The 24,989-nt window shown below is 35.0% G+C and carries 20 protein-coding genes and 1 tRNA gene; 15 read left to right on the forward strand and 6 right to left on the reverse strand.

The features are described 5' to 3' along the window. Positions 1–225: 225 nt before the first annotated feature. Both CLV55_RS07520 and CLV55_RS07525 read right to left on the reverse strand, forming a co-directional pair. On the reverse strand, positions 226–915 hold the full coding sequence (locus tag CLV55_RS07520; protein WP_146739553.1) for a hypothetical protein: 690 nt from the start codon (positions 913–915) through the stop codon (positions 226–228). Positions 916–1,003: 88 nt separating this feature from the next. Next, the gene (locus tag CLV55_RS07525) at positions 1,004–4,102 is read right to left on the reverse strand and encodes a leucine--tRNA ligase (protein WP_112113146.1); all 3,099 of its coding nucleotides are present in this window, start codon (positions 4,100–4,102) and stop codon (positions 1,004–1,006) included. A 310-nt stretch (positions 4,103–4,412) separates the two neighbouring features. Between CLV55_RS07525 and CLV55_RS07530 the strand changes: the two genes are divergently transcribed. From CLV55_RS07530 to truB, 4 genes are all read left to right on the forward strand, one after another. Beyond that, entirely contained in the window at positions 4,413–5,288 is an 876-nt protein-coding gene (locus CLV55_RS07530; protein ID WP_112113147.1) for a cell division protein FtsX, read from the forward strand. A 37-nt stretch (positions 5,289–5,325) separates the two neighbouring features. Continuing rightward, positions 5,326–5,574: a DUF3098 domain-containing protein gene (locus CLV55_RS07535; protein ID WP_112113148.1), complete on the forward strand. Its 249-nt coding sequence runs from the start codon at positions 5,326–5,328 to the stop codon at positions 5,572–5,574. 74 nt (positions 5,575–5,648) lie between these two features. Continuing rightward, complete coding sequence (locus CLV55_RS07540) at positions 5,649–6,446, forward strand: undecaprenyl-diphosphate phosphatase (RefSeq protein ID WP_112113149.1); 798 nt, start codon at positions 5,649–5,651, stop codon at positions 6,444–6,446. Continuing rightward, on the forward strand, positions 6,446–7,138 hold the full coding sequence (truB, locus tag CLV55_RS07545; protein WP_112113150.1) for a tRNA pseudouridine(55) synthase TruB: 693 nt from the start codon (positions 6,446–6,448) through the stop codon (positions 7,136–7,138). Before CLV55_RS07540 ends, truB begins: the two co-directional genes overlap by 1 nt. 30 nt (positions 7,139–7,168) lie before the next feature. Here truB and CLV55_RS07550 read toward each other — a convergent pair whose 3' ends face one another. Beyond that, positions 7,169–7,762, reverse strand: coding sequence for a thioredoxin family protein (locus CLV55_RS07550; RefSeq protein WP_112113151.1), 594 nt, complete (start codon positions 7,760–7,762; stop codon positions 7,169–7,171). A gap of 218 nt (positions 7,763–7,980) precedes the next feature. Here CLV55_RS07550 and pyrH point away from each other — a divergent pair, with 218 nt between their 5' ends. The 6 genes from pyrH to CLV55_RS07580 all read left to right on the forward strand — a co-directional run bounded on the left by pyrH (position 7,981) and on the right by CLV55_RS07580 (position 13,594). Continuing rightward, a complete protein-coding gene (pyrH, locus tag CLV55_RS07555) occupies positions 7,981–8,688 on the forward strand; it encodes a UMP kinase (RefSeq protein ID WP_112113152.1) in 708 nt (235 codons plus the stop codon). A gap of 67 nt (positions 8,689–8,755) precedes the next feature. Then, on the forward strand, positions 8,756–9,316 hold the full coding sequence (gene frr / locus CLV55_RS07560; RefSeq protein ID WP_112113153.1) for a ribosome recycling factor: 561 nt from the start codon (positions 8,756–8,758) through the stop codon (positions 9,314–9,316). A gap of 71 nt (positions 9,317–9,387) precedes the next feature. Continuing rightward, positions 9,388–11,898, forward strand: coding sequence for a DUF5686 family protein (locus tag CLV55_RS07565; protein ID WP_112113154.1), 2,511 nt, complete (start codon positions 9,388–9,390; stop codon positions 11,896–11,898). A 463-nt stretch (positions 11,899–12,361) separates the two neighbouring features. Continuing rightward, positions 12,362–12,589, forward strand: coding sequence for a hypothetical protein (locus tag CLV55_RS07570; protein ID WP_112113155.1), 228 nt, complete (start codon positions 12,362–12,364; stop codon positions 12,587–12,589). A gap of 21 nt (positions 12,590–12,610) precedes the next feature. Then, positions 12,611–13,177 (forward strand): REP-associated tyrosine transposase, encoded by a 567-nt coding sequence (locus tag CLV55_RS07575; RefSeq protein ID WP_112113156.1) that lies wholly within the window; start codon positions 12,611–12,613, stop codon positions 13,175–13,177. 120 nt (positions 13,178–13,297) lie between these two features. Beyond that, on the forward strand, positions 13,298–13,594 hold the full coding sequence (locus CLV55_RS07580; RefSeq protein ID WP_112113157.1) for a hypothetical protein: 297 nt from the start codon (positions 13,298–13,300) through the stop codon (positions 13,592–13,594). 246 nt (positions 13,595–13,840) lie between these two features. Here CLV55_RS07580 and CLV55_RS07585 read toward each other — a convergent pair whose 3' ends face one another. Next, the gene (locus CLV55_RS07585; RefSeq protein ID WP_112113158.1) at positions 13,841–16,117 is read right to left on the reverse strand and encodes a cation:proton antiporter; all 2,277 of its coding nucleotides are present in this window, start codon (positions 16,115–16,117) and stop codon (positions 13,841–13,843) included. Positions 16,118–16,284: 167 nt separating this feature from the next. On the opposite strand from CLV55_RS07585, the gene CLV55_RS07590 reads away from it, so the two are divergent. The 3 genes from CLV55_RS07590 (at position 16,285) to rpoN (ending at position 21,699) form a co-directional block, all read left to right on the forward strand. Beyond that, positions 16,285–18,696: an efflux RND transporter permease subunit gene (locus tag CLV55_RS07590; protein WP_112113159.1), complete on the forward strand. Its 2,412-nt coding sequence runs from the start codon at positions 16,285–16,287 to the stop codon at positions 18,694–18,696. 70 nt (positions 18,697–18,766) lie between these two features. Then, entirely contained in the window at positions 18,767–20,200 is a 1,434-nt protein-coding gene (gene asnS / locus CLV55_RS07595) for an asparagine--tRNA ligase (protein WP_112113160.1), read from the forward strand. Positions 20,201–20,226: 26 nt separating this feature from the next. Then, positions 20,227–21,699 carry an RNA polymerase factor sigma-54 gene (gene rpoN, locus CLV55_RS07600; protein ID WP_112113161.1) on the forward strand — a complete coding sequence of 491 codons (1,473 nt, stop codon included), beginning with the start codon at positions 20,227–20,229 and terminating at the stop codon, positions 21,697–21,699. Positions 21,700–21,766: 67 nt separating this feature from the next. Here the strand turns inward: rpoN and CLV55_RS07605 are convergent, their stop codons facing one another. Both CLV55_RS07605 and CLV55_RS07610 read right to left on the reverse strand, forming a co-directional pair. Beyond that, a complete protein-coding gene (locus CLV55_RS07605) occupies positions 21,767–22,372 on the reverse strand; it encodes a 50S ribosomal protein L25/general stress protein Ctc (RefSeq protein ID WP_112113162.1) in 606 nt (201 codons plus the stop codon). Positions 22,373–22,420: 48 nt separating this feature from the next. Beyond that, the gene (locus CLV55_RS07610) at positions 22,421–23,362 is read right to left on the reverse strand and encodes a ribose-phosphate pyrophosphokinase (RefSeq protein WP_112113163.1); all 942 of its coding nucleotides are present in this window, start codon (positions 23,360–23,362) and stop codon (positions 22,421–22,423) included. A 244-nt stretch (positions 23,363–23,606) separates the two neighbouring features. Here CLV55_RS07610 and CLV55_RS07615 point away from each other — a divergent pair. Both CLV55_RS07615 and CLV55_RS07620 read left to right on the forward strand, forming a co-directional pair. Beyond that, a tRNA-Leu gene (locus CLV55_RS07615) sits at positions 23,607–23,686 on the forward strand. A gap of 132 nt (positions 23,687–23,818) precedes the next feature. Continuing rightward, positions 23,819–24,988, forward strand: coding sequence for a GDSL-type esterase/lipase family protein (locus CLV55_RS07620; RefSeq protein WP_112113164.1), 1,170 nt, complete (start codon positions 23,819–23,821; stop codon positions 24,986–24,988). The last annotated feature ends 1 nt before the right edge of the window (position 24,989 follow it).

Consider the following 24,989-nt stretch of genomic DNA (forward strand, 5'->3'; position numbering starts at 1 on the left):
ATTCGAGATTGATATGTCATTTTATTGGCAATGTAACGATTTGGATTATAAATTTTGGAACTAAATCTATTGATGAAATCGCAAGAAAAGATAATTCTTGGATAGGCTTCATGTTTCTTATAATTATTTTTTTAGTTCTTTATTCAAGAACTTAATATGTTAATCATTAATTCTTATATAAAGAAAATGAATATCAAAAAGCCACAAAAATTGCATTTAACTCATTTAATCCTTCTTATATTTTGTTCTGTTTGAATAAACCACCAATCCCATTACAAATCGATTATGTCCGTTTTCAGTAAATGAATTGGATACCGCCGCATAATCAGATTTCCATTTTCCTGTGATTAAGGCAAACTCGTATCCAATGTTCAAACGTAAAGAAACTTTATCATTTTTTTTAAGTCCGAAAGCAATAGAAGGACCAGTATAAAACATACCATTACGCAAACGAATATAACTAGCATTGCTCGTTCCAAGAGCATTCAAATCCACTTGATTGTTGGACGCGTATAAATTAAAATCATTTGTAGTATAGGCTAAATTTAATCCTCCAGAAAACAAAAATTTAGCGCTGTTTACAAAATTATAATGGCCTCGCAATTTAATTGCAAAGGAAGATCCGGAACTCGTACTAAATTCATTTGATTTTTTAAAAAATTGTGATGCAAACTCCGTGTCCAAAGAACCTTTTTTCCCCATATAATCAATTCCGAAGATAAATTCGGGAGTCGTTTTTACCGTTTCAGGCATGCCACTGGCGGCCAATTTATCGTCTATAGCATAACGACTATTCACATTGGCGCCCACTCCAAAATAATAACTTACATTCATGTCTTGTTTTTTGGTATCGCTTTCTTGAGCAAAACTATAGCTACTAATGGCTAGTAACGAAAAGAGCATAAACTTTTTCATAATTGAATGATTTAAAATAAGAAAAGAAATCCAAATATCAAAAAAAAAATCTTCATATTTGGATGACTTAAAGGTATTTAACATTTTTTTAGCCTACTAGGTTAATAATTTTTCCTGGAACAATAATCACTTTATTTGGTTTTCTTCCTTGCAATTGCGCTTGTGTTCGTTCGTCTGCCATGACGATTTCTTCGATTTGAGCGGCAGTTAAATCTAAAGGTAATTTTATCGTGAAACGCATTTTTCCATTGAACGATACAGGATATTCCTTTTCAGATTCTACTAAATACTTCGCTTCAAAAAGTGGAAAATCTACGGTAGCAATCGAACCTTCATGTCCTAACTGACTCCATAATTCTTCCGCAATATGTGGCGCATAAGGCGAAATTACGATAGCTAAGGGTTCCAAAATGGCTCTGTGATAGCATTTCATCTGAGCCAATTCATTCACACAAATCATGAATTGCGATACCGACGTGTTGAACGAGAAATTTTCGATATCTTCAGTCACTTTTTTGATGGTTTTGTGTAACGATTTATACATTTCCGCTGTGGGTTCGTCGTTGGTTACATTCAAACCTTTGTCGTCAAAGTATAAACGCCACAGTTTTTTCAAGAAACCCGAAACTCCTGTAATTCCAGCAGTATTCCAAGGTTTAGCTTGTTCCAATGGACCCAAAAACATTTCGTATAAACGCAAAGTATCGGCACCATAATCGTTACAAATATCATCGGGATTGACTACGTTGTATTTCGATTTGGACATTTTTTCTACTTCGCGACCCACGATGTATTTGCCATCTTCCAAGATGAATTCGGCCTCTTTATAATCAGAATATAATGGATGAGCTTTGAATTTTTCAATATCTAATTCGTTGGTAATGTCATTGATGACTGATAAATCAACGTGAATGGGAGAAATATGATAAAGTAATTTTCTTTCACCTTTTTTACATTGATTTAATAATTCAGGATTTAAATTATGGTATTCATTTAGATGCTTAAAAATTATTGACTCATTATTAAATTTGTTTTCTGAAATCTTAAATCCTTCAGATATATTTTTTCTTTCGGTACACAATTCTAAAAGAATATTCTTTGAAATACAAATGTAACTTTCAAAATTAAAAATACTATTTACATTAATAGTGATTGTTTCAGGTTTTTGAGCAATTTCAACAGTATCAATTTCAATCCTATACACAAACGCACTCATCCCCAAAATCATTCCTTGATTAATCAATTTCTTAAACGGTTCTTCGGTAGGGGCATAGCCTCTATCTTTTAGGAATTTGTTCCAAAAACGAGCATACAATAAATGTCCCGTCGCGTGTTCGCTTCCTCCAATGTATAAATCGACGTTTTCCCAGTATTTTAATGCATCTTGGCTGGCAAATTCGGTTTCATTACGTGCATCCATATAGCGCATCCAATACCACGAACTTCCCGCCCAACCGGGCATGGTGTTTAATTCTAAAGGAAAAATAGTTTGATTATCAATCAACTGATTACTAACCACTGAACACTGAATACTATCCCAGGCCCAAGTCGTGGCATTTCCTAATGGTGGTTGGCCGTCTTCAGTAGGCAAATACTTTTCTACTTCTGGCAATACGATTGGTAAATGTTTGGCATCAATCATTTGTGGCAATCCGTTCACATAATATACCGGAAACGGTTCGCCCCAATAACGTTGACGAGAGAACACGGCATCTCGCAAACGGTAGTTGGTTTTGCCATTCCCTTGTCCTATTTTTTCTAATTCTTCGATTATTTTTTTGGTTCCTTCTTTGTACCCCAATCCGTTTAGGAAATCAGAGTTTACTAATTCGAAGCCACCTTTTTCACCATAAGCCGCTTCAGAAATATCTTGATTGAAAATGTTTTTAATTTCTGGCATTCCGTACGTTCCTTTAAAGAAATTCGCGAATGCATAATCGCGTTCATCTCCACAGGGAACCGCCATTACAGCTCCAGTTCCATAGCCTGCCAACACGTAATCGCCAATCCAAACGGGAATCGGTTCTTTAGTAAACGGATGTTCCGCATACGCACCAGTAAACACTCCCGAGATGGTTTTTACATCCGCCATACGTTCTCTTTCGGAACGCTTTGCCGTAGCCTCAACATAAGCCTCAACGGCTGCTTTTTGTTCGGGTGTTGTGATTTGTGAAACCAATTCGTGCTCTGGAGCCAAAGTCATGAACGTAACTCCAAAAATGGTATCAGGTCTTGTTGTGAAAACTTCTATGTAGTCGAAAGTTAAAAGTACAATGTCTGAAAGTTCATTTTCTTTTGACTTTTGACTTTTGACTTTAAACTTAACCGACGCACCAACTGATTTTCCAATCCAGTTTCTTTGTGATTCTTTGATGGATTCGCTCCAATCGAGGGTCTCTAAACCTTGTAATAATCGTTCAGCATAGGCTGAAATGCGCATCGACCATTGCGTCATTTTTTTACGAATCACTGGATGTCCGCCACGCTCAGAAACGCCATTTATGATTTCATCGTTGGCTAAAACGGTTCCTAATGCGGGACACCAATTCACTTCGGTTTCTGCTAAATATGTTAATCTGTATTGTAATAGTATTTTTTGTTGTTCTTCCGATGTAAAAGCGTTCCATTCAGAAGCTGTAAATGGTGTAATGTTATCATCACAAACTGCATTTACAGCAACATTTCCCTCTTTTTCAAAAATGGAAATTAAAGTAGCAATAGCTTCAGCTTTGTCTGAATCATTATTGTACCACGAATTGAATAATTGAATAAAAATCCATTGGGTATGCTTGTAATAATCAGGATTTGAAGTACGCACTTCTCTACTCCAATCAAATGAAAATCCTATTTTATCCAATTGTTCCCGATAGCGTGCAATATTTTCACGAGTCGTTTTTTCTGGATGTTGCCCCGTTTGAATCGCATATTGTTCCGCAGGCAAACCAAACGAATCGTACCCTTGTGGATGCAACACATTGAATCCTTTATGACGTTTGTACCGCGCAACAATATCGGAAGCAATGTACCCAAGTGGGTGACCCACATGCAATCCGGCTCCTGATGGATACGGGAACATGTCTAAAACATAATATTTTGGCTTATCGGAATTATTAGAGGCGGCAAAGGTTTGGTGTTCTGCCCAGTATTTTTGCCATTTGGCTTCGATTTGTTCGTGGAAGTATTTCATATTTTAAGGTTCTGAGTTACTGAGATTCTGAGTTACTGAGATTCTAAATTAATAGAATCATGTTCGACAGATATTCCGAGTGACCTAATTTTATTTTAATCCGTAAAAAAATTAGCGTTACTAAACACATTTACTTGTATGAATACACTTTGATAAAATTTTACTCTAAAATCTTGAAAGTTAATCGAAAGTTAATGTTTATACTAATTGGGCACAAATTTACATTTATTGTACTAAAGTCAAAACTTTAAACGTTATTTGCAAAAAATAAGCAAATACTTTTATATTTTTACGGCTTAAATGATTACCTATGGCATCTAATTTTGACAAATTTCAAAAGCGCAGATTAATTTCATCTTACTTTTCGGTGGTTTTAAGTATTTTTCTAGTGCTTTTTCTTTTAGGTTTGTTGGGTTTGTTTGTAATTAATTCGAAAAGGCTTTCCGATAATTTTAAAGAAGATATTGTGATGACTGTTTTCTTTAAAAATGAAGCCAATGACACTGTCTTCAAAGCCTTTGAAACCGAAATGCAGACTGGAAAATATGCCAAAGATTTCAAATTTATTTCCAAAGAAGAAGCTGCCAAAGAACATGAAAAAGCCCTTGGCGAACATTTTACAGAATTCTTGGGTGCCAACCCTCTATACAATTCTTACGACATTCATTTAAAAGCCGATTATGTTACCAATCCTGGTTTTTCTAAAATTGAATATGATGTTAGAAAAAATCCGATGGTGGCCGATGTGGTGTATGACAAACAATTGATTACGTTGGTAAACGACAACATTAAATCGGTGAGCATCTGGGTATTAATCATAAGTGGGCTGTTTACTGTAATTTCAATTCTACTTATTAATAGCTCGTTGCGATTGTCTATTTATTCCAAAAGATTTATCATTAAAACCATGCAAATGGTTGGAGCTACGAAAGCCTTTATCCGAAAACCATTTATTCTTAAAAGCATTCTTCTTGGTTTAATTGGATCGGTACTTGCTATTGCCGCTTTGATAGGTGTCCTTCTTTATGTTTCAACCAACTTCCCTGCTTTAGATATTTTTCATGATGGTCTATTGACTGGAGCAGTACTTCTTATGGTGTTGCTTTTGGGTGTCATCATAACAGGAATTGGAACCTATTTTGCTACACAACGTTTCCTAAATTTAAGAACAGACGATTTATACTAAAAAGAATATAGAAAAAAGACAAAAGAAAAAAGACATGATGAAAAATAACGAACAAAAACCTGATTTCCTTTTTGATAAAATCAATTATACTTTTTTATTTATTGGAATCGTAGTGATTGCTCTAGGATTTATTCTAATGTGTGGCGGCGGAAGCGATAACCCAAAAGTGTTTAACGAATCTGAATTGTTTAGTTTCAGAAGAATTCGATTAGCGCCCACCACCGTTTTGATTGGTTTTGGAATCACGATTTATGCTATTTTTAAAAAGTCAAAATCTAGTAATTAGTGAAAAGTAAATAACCTGTCCAAAAACGACTTACACTTCACTAATCACTTTTTACTAATTACTTATTATTAAAAATGAATTATTTACAGTCAATCATACTTGCTATTATTGAGGGCATCACCGAATTTTTACCTATTTCTTCAACAGGACACATGATTATTGCCAGTTCTTTTATGGGAATTTCTCACCAAGAATTTACCAAACTGTTTACAGTAGTCATTCAGTTAGGAACCATCTTGTCGGTAGTTATTTTATATTTTAAACGCTTCTTTCAAAGTATTGATTTTTATTTCAAACTGATTGCAGCGTTTATTCCAGCGGTGGTATTTGGGTTGCTTTTTAGTAAAAAAATAGATGCGTTGATGGAAAATCCCGTGACGGTTGCTATTTCATTACTCGTTGGTGGGATTATTTTACTAAAAGTAGACGAATGGTTTTCCACTAAAACAGAAGTTGCTTCTCAAGAAAATATAACCTATTTAACCGCAGTAAAAATTGGATTATTCCAATGTTTGGCGATGATTCCTGGAGTGTCTCGTAGTGGGGCAAGTATTGTAGGAGGAATGTCTCAAAAATTATCTCGAACCACAGCGGCCGAATTCTCTTTCTTTTTAGCGGTTCCTACTATGTTGGGGGCAACGGTAAAAAAATGTTACGATTATTACAAAGAAGGCTTTGTACTCACTCACGAGCAAATCAATCTCTTAATTATTGGTAACGTAGTCGGATTTGTTGTGGCGCTTTTAGCTATCAAAACGTTTATTGGGTATTTAAGTAAAAACGGATTTAAAGCGTTTGGATATTACAGAATTACCATTGGAGTAGCCCTTTTAGTGATTCACTTCTTCATTCAAAAATTAGATGTGATATAATGACTGCCGAGGATTTTTTAGAAGGTCAAATCATTTTAATTGACAAACCGTTAACATGGAGTTCTTTTCAAGCGGTGAATAAATTGAAATACATTTTAAAACGACGCTTCGACCTTCCAAAGAAATTTAAAATTGGTCATGCGGGAACGTTAGATCCTCTAGCCACGGGCTTATTGATTATTTGTACGGGGAAATTCACAAAGAAAATCAACGAAATCCAAGCACAAACCAAAGAATATACGGGAACCATAACCCTTGGGGCAACTACGCCCTCCTACGATTTGGAAACCGAAATCGATGCGACATATCCAACAGCACATCTCACGGAAGAAGTTATTCGAGAAACCACCAAACAATTTTTGGGAGAAATAGACCAAAAGCCGCCTGTTTTTTCTGCTATTAAAAAAGACGGAAAACGATTGTACGAACATGCCCGTGCAGGCGAAGAAGTTGAAATTACAGCCAGAAAAACAACCCTCTACGAATTTGAAATTACAAGAATAGCTTTACCCGAAATTGATTTTAGAGTACAATGTAGTAAAGGAACTTACATTCGCTCTTTAGCTTTTGACTTTGGAAAAGCACTGCATTCAGGAGGGCATTTAACCGCGCTTCGACGCACTAAAATAGGCGAATTTTCTGTTGAAAATGCAATAACTCCCGAAAAATTTGAACGTTCATTTACCTCATAAACGTTTCGCTAACGCTGTAAGTTTTTACCATCAATTCAACAAAGCCATAATTTCTTGTTGAATTTCAACACCTTTATTGGCTAAATACCATTTTTGTAATTCAATTTTTGCCGCTTCATCTACCACACCATGCGCTTTTTTATAATCTAGAATTAACTGCTTAGCGCCTTGCGGTCTGGGACCAAAATCGGCTATAACGTCTTCTTTTTCAGTGTCAATAATTATTAATTTTGGAATGGATTGCGTCCCGTTTGTTAAAAACAACTGCATCAATTCCTCATGCTCATCACGCAACACAATTTTTAAATCAATGTTCGTATTGACTTCGGCCATTTTATGAATTACGGGAAGTACTTGTGCTGCATCACCACACCACGTTTCTGCAAGAACTAGCCAAATGTAACGTTTGGGAATTTGTGCTAATTTTGATTTAACATCTTCCAACACTTCTATCGTTTTGTCCAAACGATGCATTCGAGATTCATTCAATTTTGTATAGTTGATGTACGCCTCCGTTTGGGTATGTCCCGATGTTTTTCCTTCTTGAGCATAGGTTGCTACCAAATGACGATACGCTTCATAGGTGAAACTGTTGGTAATGCTATTGGCAATAATTGGATTCATAGTATATTTGTTTGTGGCGACAAAGATAGCAACTGAAAAAAATACTACTGTAAGAAATGTTACATAACTTGATTTTTTACCTAGTAAGGAAATACAGAAATGTGTATATTTGCCTCACAATATTTGAATCTTGTTAGGGTATTCTGAATGCTATTTAGGAAGCATAACGAGAACATAAACAACTATTTGACACAACTAAAAACAATAATCAAAGAGTAATGAAATATAAAAGAATACTACTAAAATTGAGTGGAGAAGCCTTGATGGGCGAACGTCAATATGGTATTGACCCAAAAATTCTTGCAGAATATGCAGACGACATCAAACAAATTCACGACAAAGGAGTGGAAATTGCCATTGTAATTGGAGGAGGTAATATTTTTAGAGGTGTAGCCGGAGCTAGTAATGGTATGGATAGAGTACAAGGTGATTATATGGGAATGTTAGCCACCGTAATTAATGGGATGGCGTTGCAGGGGGCTTTAGAAGACAAAGGAATGCAAACCCGATTACAAACTGCTTTGAAAATTGAAGCTATTGCAGAGCCTTATATCAAAAGAAGAGCGGTGCGCCATTTAGAAAAAGGGAGAATTGTCATTTTTGGTGCGGGGACAGGAAACCCTTATTTTACAACCGATACAGCCGCAGTATTGCGTGGGGTTGAGGTAGATGCAGACGTGATCTTAAAAGGGACAAGAGTAGACGGAATTTATACCGCCGACCCAGAAAAAGATACTTCTGCGGTTAAGTTTGATTATATTTCGTTTGAAGATGTACTCAAAAAAGGATTGAATGTTATGGATACTACGGCCTTTACTTTGAGTCAAGAAAACAAACTACCTATTGTAGTTTTTGATATGAATACAAAAGGAAACCTACTAAAAATTTGTGAAGGCGAAAATGTAGGAACTGTTGTACATATATAATTTTCAAGTATAAACGATAGTGAAGACAACATCAACGATACTCTAAAACATTAAATGTAATAAAAAAATGGAAGAAATTGACTTTATAATCGATGAAGCTAATGAAGCAATGAGCAGTTCAGTAGCGCATTTAGAAAAATCATTTTTAAATATTCGTGCTGGAAAAGCGTCTCCTCAAATGTTAGGAAGCGTTTTTGTAGACTATTACGGTTCGCAAACACCGCTATCACAAATAGCTAATGTGAACACTCCCGATGCCAGAACTATTACGATTCAGCCTTATGAAAAAAGTATGTTAAACCCTATTGAAAAAGCAATTATGATTGCCAATCTTGGTTTTAACCCTATGAATAATGGTGATGTAATTATTATTAGTGTACCCCCATTAACAGAAGAACGTCGTAAAGATTTAGTAAAACAAGCCAAACACGAAGCGGAAGAAGCTAAAATTGGCGTGCGTAATCACAGAAAAGAAGCTAATACAGACATTAAAAAAGCTGAAAAAGAAGGAGTGGCTGAAGATGTGTGTAAAGTAGCCGAAGAAAGAATACAAAAAATGACCGACAGTTATATCAAAAAAATTGACGAACACTTGGCTCAAAAAGAAGTTGAAATCATGAAAGTATAACTTCGTTAAAACTTACTTAAAATCCGTTCACTTGTTTGAGCGGATTTTTTTATTGTTACATTTGCAAGGACATGACACGATTGCGAAACTTACATTCTATAAAAAAAGTAGCCTTTTTTCTACTATTCTTCATAGTTCAGTTTGCCTTTTCTCAAAAAACAATACAAGCACAAGTACTTGATTTTGATACTTCTGTACCCATTGCTTTTGCAAAAATCACGTACAATAACACGACACAGTTTTCCAATTGGGAAGGAAAATTTTCCATCACACTAACTGATGATGCCAAACCTATTGTGATTTCCTATAAAGGATATTATGACAAAACCTATTATCAAACCCTAGGAGCTAAAAATATCGTGATTAAAATGGTGTCTAATACCACCCAAAAAAATCAAGAAATACTTACAGAAAATGCAGTCAATCAACTCATCAAAAAAGCAATACAAGAAAAGGATAAAAACAATCCCGAAAAAGCCTTGCGTGATTTTGATTATAAAAACTATGAACATCTATTAATTTCTGCCAATCCCGATTCTATTTCGAGTAAGATTGATACCGTCATTAAGAAAAACTTTTGGGGCAAAAGAAAAGTAAAATTGGATTCTTCCAATTATAAATTTAGAAAGCTTGTCGAGAAGCAGCATTTATATCAAACTGAAAAAGTCAACCGCATCCAACACAATGCCAAAGGCACTAAAGAAACCATTTTGGCCACTCGAATGGCTGGATTTAAAAAACCATTGTATGAAATATTGGGACTCAACTTGGTCACCTATTCGCTCTATGAAAAACATATTGATATTTTAGAAATACCCATTCGTAATCCCATTTCAACGTATGGTCGCAATATATTTGTTTTTAAAATTGTAGACACCGTAACCATAGACCATCGGAAGACCTACCAGGTTTACTTTCAACCCAAAAAAAATAAAGAAAGTACCCTTAGAGGGCTGTTGTATATCGATGCCGAAAATTATGGGATTGCCAAAGCGTTCTTTAGAATTTATGGGATTGTAAGCATCAATGCGTCGTATACTTACACTTATCTTACCGAACACCATATTTGGTTTCCCAAAAAAAGGCTGTTTGAAGTAGTAAAAGGAAACAATAAAGAAGATTTAACCATTTTGGGAGAAACCATAAAATTCAATTCCAGTTTGGAAAAAATCGACAAAAATGCTTCCGATCAAATTTACCTCAAACTCGAATCTACCCCGTTTGATATTCACATCAATACGGCAACCGTACAAATCCAAAATCCGAGTATAAAAATAGACGTTCCAGAATCGAGTATTTCAAAACCCGATTCCTATTGGAAAACCATCAGAAAAGACAGTATTGATGTTCGTAAAATAAACACCTATACCAGTTTAGACAGCTTGTCGGCCGCTGAAAATATTGAAAATAAAATTGTATTTGGGAAGAAAATCATCAATGGCTATTTGCCTTATCACAAGGTAGATTTTGATATGAAAACGCTTTTAAAATACAACAATTTTGAAGGATTTCGTTTGGGCATTGGAGGTGTAACCAATTCAAAATTTTCAGAAACCTACAAAATCAGTGGGTATGCAGCCTATGGATTTAAAGATGAAAAAGTTAAGTTTGGCATCACACCTTCCTATTTAATAAACAAGGAGACCAACACTTGGGTAAGTGGTTCCTACAGCGATGATTTGAGTGAAATTGGACAAATCCAATTCGCTACACAATCCCGCCGTTTTAAACTCTATGATTCAAGACCTATTAACATTTCGACCTTCTACAGCAACAAAAGTTTTTCAAGTTTTATAGAAACCAAAGCCGCCCCAAAAACAGATATTTATTTTGGATGTTCCCGCAGTAGCGTGCAACCGCTCTTTGAATACCTATTTCATTACAACGAAAAGGATTATTCAAACTACATCTTTACCACCATTCAAGTGGCTATGCAATGGAATCCTTTTAGTGACTACATGCAAACCGCGTCGGGGCGACTTGAAATTGAAAAACGATTCCCAAAATTTTCGCTTCAAATCACTAAATCCTTGGCTAATGTCTTGGGAGGAAACTTTGATTTTACCAAAGTAGATTTTAGAATCGTACATGAAATTCCGTATTTGTCGGGGCAAAATTCGTCTTTTTTACTTCAAGGAGGATTGGCTTCTGGGGCGATTCCTCTTACACATTTATACAGTATTGCGCCCAATAATCTAAACAAAGAAAGTGTGTTGAAACGGATTACGTTCTCGGGAAGAAATAGTTTTGAAACCATGTATTTCAACGAATTCTTTTCTAGTAAATACATTACTTTTCATGCCAAACACACTTTTAACAAGATTAAATTGGCCAACAAAATCAAACCCGAACTTACAGTCGTGACCCGAATGGCATGGGGAACGATGGACAAACCCGAGCAATACCTCGGATTTCAATATAAAACCCTCGATAAAGGTTTTTTTGAAAGCGGCCTTGAAGCCAACCAGATCTATAAAGGCTTTGGCCTCACGTTTTTTGTGCGCTATGGTCCTAATGCCTTGCCTCAATGGGATGAAAATCTATCGATAAAGCTAAGTTATGTTTTAGACTTAGGGTTTTAAAAAAACAAAAGAAACGGATGGGTTTTTACATGCTGCGGTTTTTTTATAGATAGCTTGAATGTATTTCATCAGTTCGGGTGAAACCTCTTGCGCAATCCGCACCCATAAAGAGCAAAAAAACACTAAGATAAAAGGATAGTTTTTTTATTGAATCGTCTGTGCTAGAAATTATTTTGCTAGATTTGTTTTAATATTGATTGTGGGCACGGATTGCAAATCCGAGATATTGGTTCAAAGGAAGGAAAAAAAGAAAATAAATGGGAAAAATGAACCAGCTCCGCAAAGAGTTCCTGTAAAAAGCTCCGCAAATGTCCCACGCTCACGCAAGAATTTCTTCGCGTTGCAATTGTAAACTAGAAGAAAAAATAATTACTTTACATTATCTTATAATGTTGAAGATAGGAAATTTAGAAAACCACACGGCGGTAGCAGGGGTTGAAGACTATAAAAAAAAAGTAAACCTATGAAACTATTTGAATTTATTTATTATTGCATTTACAAGCCATTTGTTTTGATAAAAAGAGTTGGTGTTAGAGAAGAGCAACTTGTTGCAGGGCTTTATTCCGGGATGTTATTTCTTAATACAGTTATGATGTTTATGCTTTTATCGTTATTTATTTCTCTCAAATTTATTCCCCCGCTCCCGCGCGAATCCTTTCGCGTGGTTCTTGATAAGCCAGAAAGTTTTTAGTAATTTTGATAAAAAAAACGTATGAGCCGAAGTTACAAGTTTCATAATTCTGAGGGGTTGTATTTTGTTAGCTTTGCTGTTGTAGGCTGGTTAGATATATTTACTAGAAACGAATACAAGGATTTACTTTTAGAAAGTTTAGAATTTTGTCAAAAAAACAAAGGCATGGAAATTCATGCTTGGTGCATTATGACCAATCATGTGCATTTAATTTTTAGAAGTGTTGACAATCAAAAACCTGAATTATTATTAGGAGATTTTAAAAGATTTACTAGCAGAAGTATCATAAAGGCTATTCAAGAAAATCCAAAAGAAAGCAGAAAAGAGTTTTTATTAGACTACTTTAAAAAAGAAGCAACAAAAAGTTCAAATACTACCCATTTTCAATTTTGGCGACATGACAACAAACCAATCGAGTTGTGGAGTAATGAAGTAATTCAGCAAAAAATAGATTATATACACAACAATCCTGTTGAAGAAGGCATTGTATTCAGACCTGAAGATTATAAATATAGCAGTGCTCCAAACTATGCAGGAGAAAAAGGATTGTTAGATGGTGTTTGTGTTTTTAAGTATTTTAAATTGTAACGCCACGCGAAAGGATTCGCGCGGGAGCGGGGGGGCATATGATTTTAAAAGATTTATCTTAACTCAATATAGAACTTTACAACCTGCTATTATGGCAAACATACCTAAACATTAATAATTATGAAAAAGTATAAAATTATAATTTTAATTTTTTTGGCTGTACTAATTTTATATTTCTTAAAACAATGTACTATAGAAAATAATAATTTAAAAAACTTAAAAAACATCAAGATAGGTATGCATTACAATCAAGTCATATTAATTATGAAAAGAAAACCATATAAGATACAAACTGATGACTTTGAACCAGAAGAGTTTATTGCTTTATATGAATCTCCAATAAGTTCATCAGGTAATTTTTCAATCACTTATAGCAAAAAAGACAGTATTGTTAAAAGGATTTATAGAGGAGATTAATTACAAATAAATTAAAAGACAGGTAATGTTCCAAAGTTAGTGATAAACAATTTTATTAAACTTAACCATTTGTAAATCAAACCATTTTATAAAATTAAAGTAAGAAAGACGAGCACTATTGCTCGTTTTTTTACATTTGATAAAGCCTTAAATCGAATAAAATGATACATAATGACACCTCATGTGTCAAAGTTAGTGATACACAAATTTGTGTTCTTTTCTTGGAACTCCATAGTTATACAGCCTTTAAGGCTTAATAATCAATACCGAAGGCACATTACTCAACCATACACTTTGGGAATCCACTAGTTTTTTCCAACTTTCTAGCGAAATAAGCATCAAATCTTGTTTGATTAAAAACCCTGCTTTCATATCACTTTCATGAATTAAATCCATGTGATTTGGATAGTGCTCTGTAAGGGTGTTTACCGCATTTTCAATCACAAAATTACTGCTTACTTGATTGTTGATTTCCAAAACGGTAATTCTTGAATCATTGTTTACAATAAGTTTTTGAGCATAGTCTACCAAAAAGGCATCGTCTTTACTAAAAATAGGTACAAAAACTTCGTTGACTGCAGTCAAATCTTTATCGACTAATATTCCTAGAGGCTTTTTACTTTTTGAAATGATAAGGCGGGTTCGGTCGTCAAATGGGGAATTTTCAAACAATCCTTCTTTTCCTGTAAACTTGTCTATAAGTCGGTCGGGATTTATAATTCGGGTAGTAAAACCAAGCACTTTACCCAATAAAGAGCCTTCAAAAATAGATTTCCCCAAGCCAACCAACACCAAATCATATTCGCCTCGTGAAGCAATATCGGCAATATCGGTTTCAATATCGACGGTCGATTTAAAAATCGTTGAAAGTTCTTGTTGCAGTACTTTTGATTCGACCAAGATGGGCTCGAAGGTTTCACGTTCGTAATCTTGTAAATTATAGGAATGAACTTCATCACTCAAGGACAAATGCAACGCTGTGATGTTGGTGTTTTCTTTTTGTTTTTTCACAAAACTATGTGCCAATCGGAGTAACGATTTCCCTTTTTCATTATTCCCGAAAGAGATGAGTATTTTAAAGGAACTGTTCTGAATGATTTCGTTGGGAATAAGCACTTCTTTCCGTTTAAAAACAAAATTAATTATATCTATAGCAGGTCCCGTCATAAATGTAGTCACTAAAGCCATAATAACCATCATGGTAAATACTTCTGTGGACAAAACACCCAAATCGTAACCAATGTTGAGCACCACCAACTCCATCAACCCTCGGGTGTTCATTAATGCCCCAATCGTGAGACTATCGCGCCAATTCTGACCTACAAATTTTGCAGCAAGCGCACTACCTAAAAATTTACCTACCACAGCAACACCGATGATTAATCCGGTAATTTGCCATAAATAGGCATCATTGATTAATCCGATTTGCGTACGAAGTCCGGTAAACACAAAGAAGAGGGGCAATAATAATATTAAAGACACATCTTCAATTTTTTCAATGATGATGTTTCGAATTTTAGAAATATCGGGCATGATAGCCCCTGTCATAAAAGCTCCAAAAAGCGCATGAATTCCAATAACTTCGGTACAATAGGAAGAAATAATCAAAGTCAATAAGAAGATAGCCACTACAGGTTTACTCAGATTTTCTCGAGTGGCATACAAATCGCCTATTTTTTTCAAAAAAGGTTTCACCACAAAAAGCATCGTCAAAACATACAATGTGGCAAGTAAAATAACATAAATAGCGCTCACAAAAGTTCCTGCTTTTACAATGGCAATCACAGCGGCAAGAATGCACCAAGCCGTAATATCATCGGCAGCGGCACAAGTTATAACTATGGTTCCCAATTTGGTTTTGTGAATGCCACGCTCTTGAACAATACGGGCCAAAACTGGAAAGGCCGTAATACTCATGGCAATTCCCATAAACAAACTAAACGATAAAAAATCGACTCCAGCAGGCGTAAATTGCTTGTTTTGATAGATAAAATAGGAAAGTCCAATTCCTAAAGCAAAAGGGATGACAATACTTGCATGGCTAATTACAATGGCATCATTGGCTTTGTTTTTTAGCACTTTTAAATCCAACTCCATCCCAATGACAAACATAAAAAGAATCAATCCTATCTGACTTAAAAACTGTAAATTACCTAGAGATTCTGCCGGAAAAAGAAGCGCTGAATACTCTGGAAAATACATTCCCACTACTGAAGGCCCCAAAAAAATACCCGCAATGATTTCGCCAATAACAGTAGGTTGTCCAATTTTTCTAAAAATCCATCCAAAAAAACGAGCTACTACCACAATGGTAATGATTTGTAAAAGTAAGATAGCCAAAGGATGTTTGATATTATGCACCATTGATTCCAAAAACTGATGAAATAACGTATCTTTAGAAGTCTTCGCGATTATGTTTCTCCCTATTTCAAGCATTCGTCCTTTGGAAACAATCCAAAACATGAGTGAAATAAAACCACCCGTAACCCCTAGATAGAATAGTGCATTTTTTATATTTTTCATTGCATGATTTTTGGTTGTTACAAATATGAGAAAATCTTTAACAAAGTAAGTTACTAAACCATAAAAAAAACATATTTTTTTGATTAAACAACACCCTAAAAAGCATTTGATTTATATCTTTATTTTTGTTGTTTTCATTACCTTTGCACTCATTTTTAATTTCAACCATGAAAAAGAAATTAACCGCGGGTTTTTGGGAAGTAATTGCTGGAATTGTGCTTCGAAACAGAATAACAATACTCATAGTAGTTTTTTTACTTACTGTTTTCTTGGCCTTTCAATGGAAAAATGTTGGGATGACCTACAACGAAGCCAATTTACTTCCGAAAGATCACCCAGCCAATAAAGATTATACCCAATTTTTAAACACCTTTGGTGAAGAGGGAAATTTGGTCGTTATTGGTGTTAAAGATGCTCGTTTTTTCACTCCTAAGGTATTTCAAGCATGGAATGTCATGATGACTGCTTTGAAAAAAAATAAAGAAGTCGACTTGGTGGTTTCCATCAACGATTTGAAAAAACTTCGAAAAGATACGATTCATGAGAAGTTTGAATTGGTGCCTTTGATGGATCCAAAACGAGAGCTTGATCAAGCCTATTTATCTTCTGTAAAGACCGAACTTTTCACAAGACTTCCTTTTTATGAAGGGTTGTTGTTTAATAAAAAGAGCGGCAGTATTAGAGGGGCGCTTTATTTGAACAAAAAAATTGTTAACAGTCCCATTCGAAAAGAGTTTATCCTAAAGAAACTAGTTCCCGTAATTACGGCTTTTGAAAATCAAACAAAAGTAGATTTGAAAGTATCGGGGATGCCCTATATTAGAACCATCAATACAGAAAATATGAAAGGCGAGATTGGGCTTTTCATTGGTGTAGCCTTGTTTATTACCTCGCTTATTTTTTATTTATTTTTCCGTTCTTTCCGTGCTACATTTCTGTCTATTTGTATATTAATTTTTGGAGTGATGTGGTCTTTTGGAACCCTTGGTTTGTTTCATTATAAAATTACCATATTAACTGCGATTATACCACCATTAATCATTGTTATTGGGATTACCAATTGCATTTTCCTTATCAATAAATACCAACAAGAAATTAAAAACCACAACAATCAGGCGAAAGCCTTGCAGCGTGTGATTTCAAAAATTGGTGTTTCTACCTTAATGACCAACATGACCACAGCGATTGGGTTTGCTACGTTTATGATTACAGGAAATGAATTGCTGTATGAATTTGGATTGGTCACTTCTATCAACGTCATTACGGTATATTTGCTTACTCTTGTTATTGTGCCTATTGTGTACAGTTTTATGGACATTCCCAAAGAGAAGCATTTGAAGCATTTGAATAAAAATTATTTGGCTTCCTTGCTCAATTGGGTAGACCACGTGGTGCGCAACAAACGAACCACTATTTATGTTATTTATGGATTGCTGCTTATTTTTAGTGTGGTGGGAGTGTCTAAAATGAAAGTTTCTGGAAGTTTGATTGGAGAAATGCCGAAAAGCGCCTCTTTTTTTAAAGATATTTTGTTTTTTGAAAAGGAATTCAATGGGGTGCAACCTTTGGAAATTATGATTAACACCAAAAGAAAGAAAGGAGTAATGAAGGCATCAACCATTAGAAAAATGGAAGCTTTACAACAAACGATTGACAGTATTCCTGGGCTTTCAAAACCTGTTTCTATTGTAAATTTGGTGAAATACTCCAAACAAGCTTTTTATAATGGAAATCCAGAATATTACGAATTACCGACTTCACAAGAGCAGGCTTTTATATTGAGTTATGCCAAAAATGCCACTAAAAACACCAAGGAAAATATTATGAAAAGTTATGTGGATTCGACAGGACAATATGCTCGAATCACCACTTTTATGAAGGATAGTGGTACGGAGGAAATGGCCTTAATTGAGCACAAACTTTTGGATAAAATTCACCATCTTTTTCCTGCCGATCGTTTTGAAGTGAAACTCACAGGAAAAGCCTTAGTTTTTCAAAAAGGAACAGCTTATTTGGTTGAAAACTTAATAGAATCATTGATTTTTGCTATATTACTCATCGCAGGATTGATGGCCTATATGTTCCGATCGTGGAAGATGATTTTTGCTTCGGTGGTTACCAACATTCTTCCGCTTTGCATTACGTCTGGATTGATGGGGTATTTTGGCATTCCACTAAAACCTTCTACCATTTTGGTCTTTAGCATTGCATTTGGAATTTCGGTTGACAATGCCATTCAGTTTATGGCAAAATACCGACATGATTTGATACATAACAAAGGGAAAATAAAAAAATCCGTACTCAGTGCGGTTCATGAAACCGGAGTGAGTACATTCTATACATCCATTGTATTAATCTTTGGATTTGCCATTTTTACGTTATCGAGTTTTAGTGGAACCATCGCTCTTGGAGGGTTAATATCGGTAACGCTTACCTTTGCCATGTTTGCTAATCTGTTGGTTCTTCCAGCTTTGGTTTTGACTACAGAACGATGGAATGGAAAAGGGAAATATCTTGATGAAGATGCGTTCAATACGCTCAAATCCCAAATGGAACATCAAGAGAGTGAAATGGAGTAATTTAATTTCACAAGAAAAAATTATATTTGCACTAATTACAGCATCAAATTAATATTTAGGAAATAGTACCATGAAGCATACAAAAGTTAAAGATTTATTGAATAGTTCAAAAGTGAATTATGAAGTTAATGCCAAAGGGTGGGTAAGAACTTTTAGAAACAATCAATTTATCGCCTTGAATGATGGGTCTACAATAAACAACATTCAATGTGTTGTGGATTTTGAAAATACTCCAGAAACGACCTTAAAACGAATCACTACTGGTGCAGCTGTTTCAGTTATTGGACAATTGGTAGAAAGTCAAGGTGCTGGACAGAAATTTGAAATTCAAGTTTCTCATTTAGAAATTTTAGGAGACTCAGATGCAGAGAAATTTCCCATGCAACCCAAGAAACATTCCTTAGAATTTTTGAGAGAAAATGCGCATTTACGAGTGCGTACCAATGCTTTTGGAGCCATTATGAGAGTTCGTTCAGTATTGGCACATGCCGTTCATACCTATTTCCAAGAAAAAGGGTTTGTCTATGTAAATACTCCGATTATTACTGGAGCTGATGCAGAAGGAGCTGGAGAAATGTTTCAAGTTACTGCTTTGCCCGTAGATAATTTACCAATAACGGAGGAGGGTGCGATTGACTATAAAAAAGATTTTTTCGGAAAGCACACTAATTTGACTGTTTCGGGACAGTTAGAAGCAGAAACATATGCGATGGCATTGGGTCAGGTGTATACGTTTGGACCCACATTTCGTGCAGAAAATTCCAATACGTCTCGTCACTTGGCGGAATTTTGGATGATTGAACCCGAAGTAGCTTTCAATGATTTGGATGACAATATGGATTTAGCCGAAGATTTTATCCAATATGTGATTAAATATACCCTGGATAAATGTCCCGACGATTTAAAATTCTTAGAAAGTCGCTTGTTGGAAGAAGAAAAATCAAAACCTCAAGCCGAACGTAGTGAAATGACATTATTAGAGAAATTGAATTTTGTCTTAAAAAACAACTTCAAGCGTGTTTCTTATACTGAAGCTATTGATATTTTAAGAGATTCAACTCCAAATAAAAAGAAAAAATTTCAATACCTCATCAATGAATGGGGTGCCGATTTACAAAGTGAGCATGAGCGTTACTTAGTAGAAAAACATTTCAAATGTCCTGTTATTTTGTTTGATTATCCAGCCAACATTAAAGCTTTCTACATGCGTTTAAATGAAGATGGAAAAACAGTACGTGCTATGGACATCCTTTTCCCTGGAATTGGAGAAATTGTAGGAGGGTCACAAAGAGAAGAACGCTACGACGTCTTGATAGAAAAAATGAAAGTACTGGGTATTGATGAAGAAGAATTATGGTGGTATTTGGATACGCGCCGTTTTGGAAGTGCCGTGCATTCAGGATTTGGTCTAGGATTCGAACGATTGGTGCTGTTTGTAACTGGAATGACTAATATTAGAGACGTGATTCCTTTTCCAAGAACTCCACAGAATGCAGAGTTTTAATTTTAAGTTCTTAGCAACTATAAAAAATGTTAAAGCAAAATCTACAATTTAAACTCACCCAAAAATTATCTCCTCAACAAATCCAGTTGATGAAGTTAATTCAATTGCCTACATTGGCCTTTGAACAAAGACTGAAAGAGGAATTAATTGAAAATCCTGCATTGGAGGGTGGTGATGAAGAATTGTACGATAAAGATGATTTAGAACATTCTGATGAGTTTGATGAATTTGACAACTTTGATGAGGCAGACGATGGAAATTCAGGTGATGACATCAATATTGACGATTATTTGAGCAACGATGAGATTCCTGATTATAAATTGCAAGCCAATAATCAGAGTGAAAATGACGATGAAAGAGAAAGTCCCTATGCGTCTCCATTGAGTTTTCATCAGGATTTAATCAATCAATTAAGTACCTATATTTTATCAGATGAGCAGCAGATAATCGCCGAGTTTTTAATAGGAAGCATTGATGACGATGGCTATTTGAGAAGAGACATTCAAGATCTTGTTGATGACTTGGCCTTTACGCAAGGTGTCTATACAGACGAAAAAGCTATTGAAAAAATTCTGAATATTGTTCATCAATTGGAGCCGTCTGGTGTCGGTGCTCGAAATTTGCAAGAGTGTTTGTTGTTGCAATTAAAGCATAAAACACCCACAGAAGCGGTTCTTTTAGCTATTGATATTATAGAACATCAATTTGATGCGTTTACTAAGAAGCATTATGAAAAATTACTTCAAAAGTACTCGATTTCACAGGAGCAACTAAAAAAAGCGATACACGAAATTGAAAAACTCAATCCAAAACCAGGAGGCACATTTGACGGAAACAACAGATTGACCGAAAATATTATTCCCGATTTTACTATTCGTGTAAACGATGGCGTTTTGGAATTGAGTCTCAACGGAAGAAACGCCCCTTCTCTTCATGTGTCTAAAGAGTATCAAGACATGCTAAAAACCTATAAAAGTTCTAAGGATAAGTCGAGTGCTCAAAAAGATGCCGTACAATTTATAAAACAGAAATTGGATTCTGCCAAATGGTTTATAGATGCTATCAAGCAACGACAAGAAACACTTTTTGTAACCATGAATGCAATTATGCATTTTCAACAAGAGTATTTTCTAGATGGCGAAGAAACCAGTCTAAAACCAATGATTTTAAAAGATATTGCCGATATGATTGGTTTGGATATTTCTACTGTGTCAAGGGTTGCAAATAGTAAATATGTTGACACACCGTATGGTACTAAACTCATTAAAGAATTTTTCTCTGAAGCGATGAAGAATGATCAAGGAGAAGATGTGTCTACGCTTGAGATTAAGAAGATTTTACAAAATGTGATCGAAGCCGAGGACAAACATAAACCACTACCCGACGATCAATTGGCCGATATTTTAAAAGAAAAAGGCTATCCAATTGCTCGAAGAACTATTGCAAAATACAGAGAACAACTTGATATTCCTGTAGCTCGAATGAGGAAAAAAATTTAAAAAAAAATTATAAAAAAATACCCTGAAATATGTTTCAGGGTATTTTGTTTTATAAAGACTAAAAGAATTATTTTTTCTTTCCTTTTGCGCCTTTTTCTGCTTTTGCAGCTTCTTGAGCCGCTTTCATTGCAGCACGAGATATCTTCACTTGACAAACAACAGTATTGTCTGGGTGCATTAATTTAAAATTGTTAGTAACCAATTTCGTTACATACAACTTGTTACCCATTTGCAATTCTGAAATGTTAGCTTCAACAAAATCAGGAAGATTTTTTGGTAAAGCTTTCACTTTTAATCTTCTTTGATTCAAATTCAACACCCCTCCTAAAAGAACCCCTGGAGAGGTACCTGTTACTTTAACAGGAACTTCCATGATAATTTCTTTGTCATCACTCAATTGGAAAAAATCAATGTGGTTGATTCTATCCGAAACAGGATCAAACTGAATGTCTTGCAAAATTGCGTTAAAACTTTTTCCTCCCAAATTAATCACAACTGTGTGTGCGTTTGGAGTGTAAACCAAGCTTTTGAAAGCTTTAGTTTCTGCTTGAAAATGCACTGGTTGACTTCCTCCGTAAATAACGCAAGGAACCATTCCAGCATCACGTACGGCTTTCGTTGCCTTTTTGCCTACGCTTTCTCTTTCTGATCCTTCAATCGTAATTGATTTCATTGTAAAAAAATATAGTTAATAATTAAAATTCATAAATATTGTGCAAGTTTACATAAGAAACTTACTGCTAATTGAGTTGTTGTGTTGAACCATATGCATTACATCAGCAAATAGAGGCGCACAACTCACCACTTTTATTTTCTTGGACTCTTTCTTTAGAGGAATCGAATCGGTTACAATCAATTCCAATAATTTAGAATCCTCAATTTTTTCGTAGGCTTTCCCCGACAATATAGCGTGTGTACAAATCGCACGTACACTTAAAGCTCCCTTTTCTATCATTAAATCGGCCGCCTTTGTCAAAGTGCCTCCAGTATCAATCATATCATCCACCAAAACCACATTTTTCCCTTTAACATCTCCAATCAACTCCATTGTTCCAACTACATTAGCTTCTTTCCTTTGTTTGTAACAAATTACAACATCTGAATTTAGAAATTTAGAATATGCATACGCTCGTTTTGAGCCTCCCATATCGGGGGATGCAATAGTTAAATGCTCTAAATTGAGTTCCTTTACATACGGAAGAAAAATAGTAGAAGCAAATAAATGATCAACCGGTTTTTCAAAAAATCCTTGAATCTGATCGGCATGTAAATCCATGGTCATAATTCGAGTTGCTCCAGCAGTCTCTAATAATTTTGCGACTAACTTAGCTCCAATTGGCACTCTCGGCTTGTCTTTTCTGTCTTGTCTAGCATAGCCAAAATAAGGAATAACAGGCGTTATATGTCTGGCTGATGCTCTTTTAGCTGCATCAATCATCAATAACAACTCCATTAAATTGTCTGCCGTTGGAAATGTTGAGCAAACAATAAAGACACGCAATCCCCGAATCGACTCTTCAAAGGAAGGTTGGAATTCTCCATCACTAAATTTTGAGAACGTAGCTTTACCTAGCGGAATTCCATAGTGCTTGGCTATTTGTTCGGCTAAGTGGACACTTTGGGAACAAGCAAATATTTTTGCTTCTGGTTCTTGATGTGACATTAATTTGTTGTTTTTTATTCCGAAACTCGTAATACACGTCTTAAAAACTATGAATTAATTGCCTCGGATGTAGTTAGTTAGTTGTGTTTCGTCTAAACGAGGTGCAAATTTAGAAATAAAATCGAACTCTTAAAGGAAAATTTTAAGTATTTTTTTGAAAAAATGATCTTTTTTTATTTACATTTGCCATCTCAAACAAAGAGCCTATAGTTGCAGACATGTTTTTTACAAAAGCAGCTGTAATGCCCGGATGGCGGAATTGGTAGACGCGCACGACTCAAACTCGTGTACTTAGGTGTGTGGGTTCGATTCCCACTCCGGGTACAAAACCTCTCTTAAAAGGGAGGTTTTTTTATTTCTAAACTCGAAACTATGTAAAGTGCTATCAAAAAAGTGGAGTCAACCTTAAAATATTTTTTTTTACTTCTTCTGCTTTGTTTTTCTAATTGTCCCATTATGGCTCAGGAATTGGATAATTGGAATTTCAAAAAAATTGACTATTCCAAAAAAGAAATACTCAATAGTTTACAAAACAGATTAGAAAATCCTACTTCGCTTTTTCCTTTGTTAGTTAAGCTCTATAAAATTAAGCATTTCAGTAACGAACATGCTGTTTTTGTTCATATTGGCGATTCTCATATTCAGGCTGATATTGAAACGGCTGTGATTCGAAATGAATTTCAAGATTTTTTTGGTAATGCGGGTAGAGGACTTGTTTTCCCTTATCAAGTAACAAAAACAAACGCACCCTATGATCTTTTTTCTAATTCGAAGAGCTCTTGGAAATGGAATAGAGTCGCGCGTCCGGATACCCTCATTTCATGTGGTGTTTCGGGATTCGGAATGGAATCTCAATGTGAAAATCCAGAATTTAGTCTCGAACTCAAAAATTTTTATGGGTACAAAGATACTTTCGATAAAGTTACCTTGTTTTTAGGGGGTAAAATCTCGGAATTGTCTATAGAATATGAGAATCAAGTCGAAAACAATTGTTTTGTATCTCCTCCTGAAGTTGAAAAATTTTGTTTAAAAACCAATACGAGTGGCTTTAGATTAAGTTTTCCAACAAAAGATACCATAAAGTTTTACGGAGCTTCTTTGGAAAAATCAAACACAGGAGGGATTATTTATCATAGTATTGGTGCCAACGGGGCCACCTATTTTGATTATACCAAAACGCAAAAATTTTGGAATCAAATTGCAACGCTAGAGGCCGATTGTTATATCATTTCATTAGGAACCAATGAAGCTCAAGACCCAAATTTATCGGCAACTTCATTTCTTATTAATGTAAAAAAAATGGTTCGGAAATTACAAAAAGTTTCCCCAAATGCCTGCATCATTATCACTACACCTCCTGTATCCTACTATAAGAAACATCGACCCAACCAAACCTTGGAAGTAATCACAAATGCACTGATTGATTTTTGTAATGAGAACAATCTCGTTTATTGGGATTTATACAATATTTGTAACGGACTTGAAGGTGCTAAAACATGGAAAAAAGAACAATTACTTCGTTCAGATTTGGTTCATTTTTCTAAAGAAGGGTACATCCTACAAGGCAATCTATTTGTAGATGCCTTTTCAAAAATATGGAATGAATTTCTGTGTAAAAACTATTAAT

Source organism: Flavobacterium aciduliphilum (assembly GCF_003268855.1).
GTDB classification, from domain to species: Bacteria; Bacteroidota; Bacteroidia; order Flavobacteriales; family Flavobacteriaceae; genus Flavobacterium; species Flavobacterium aciduliphilum.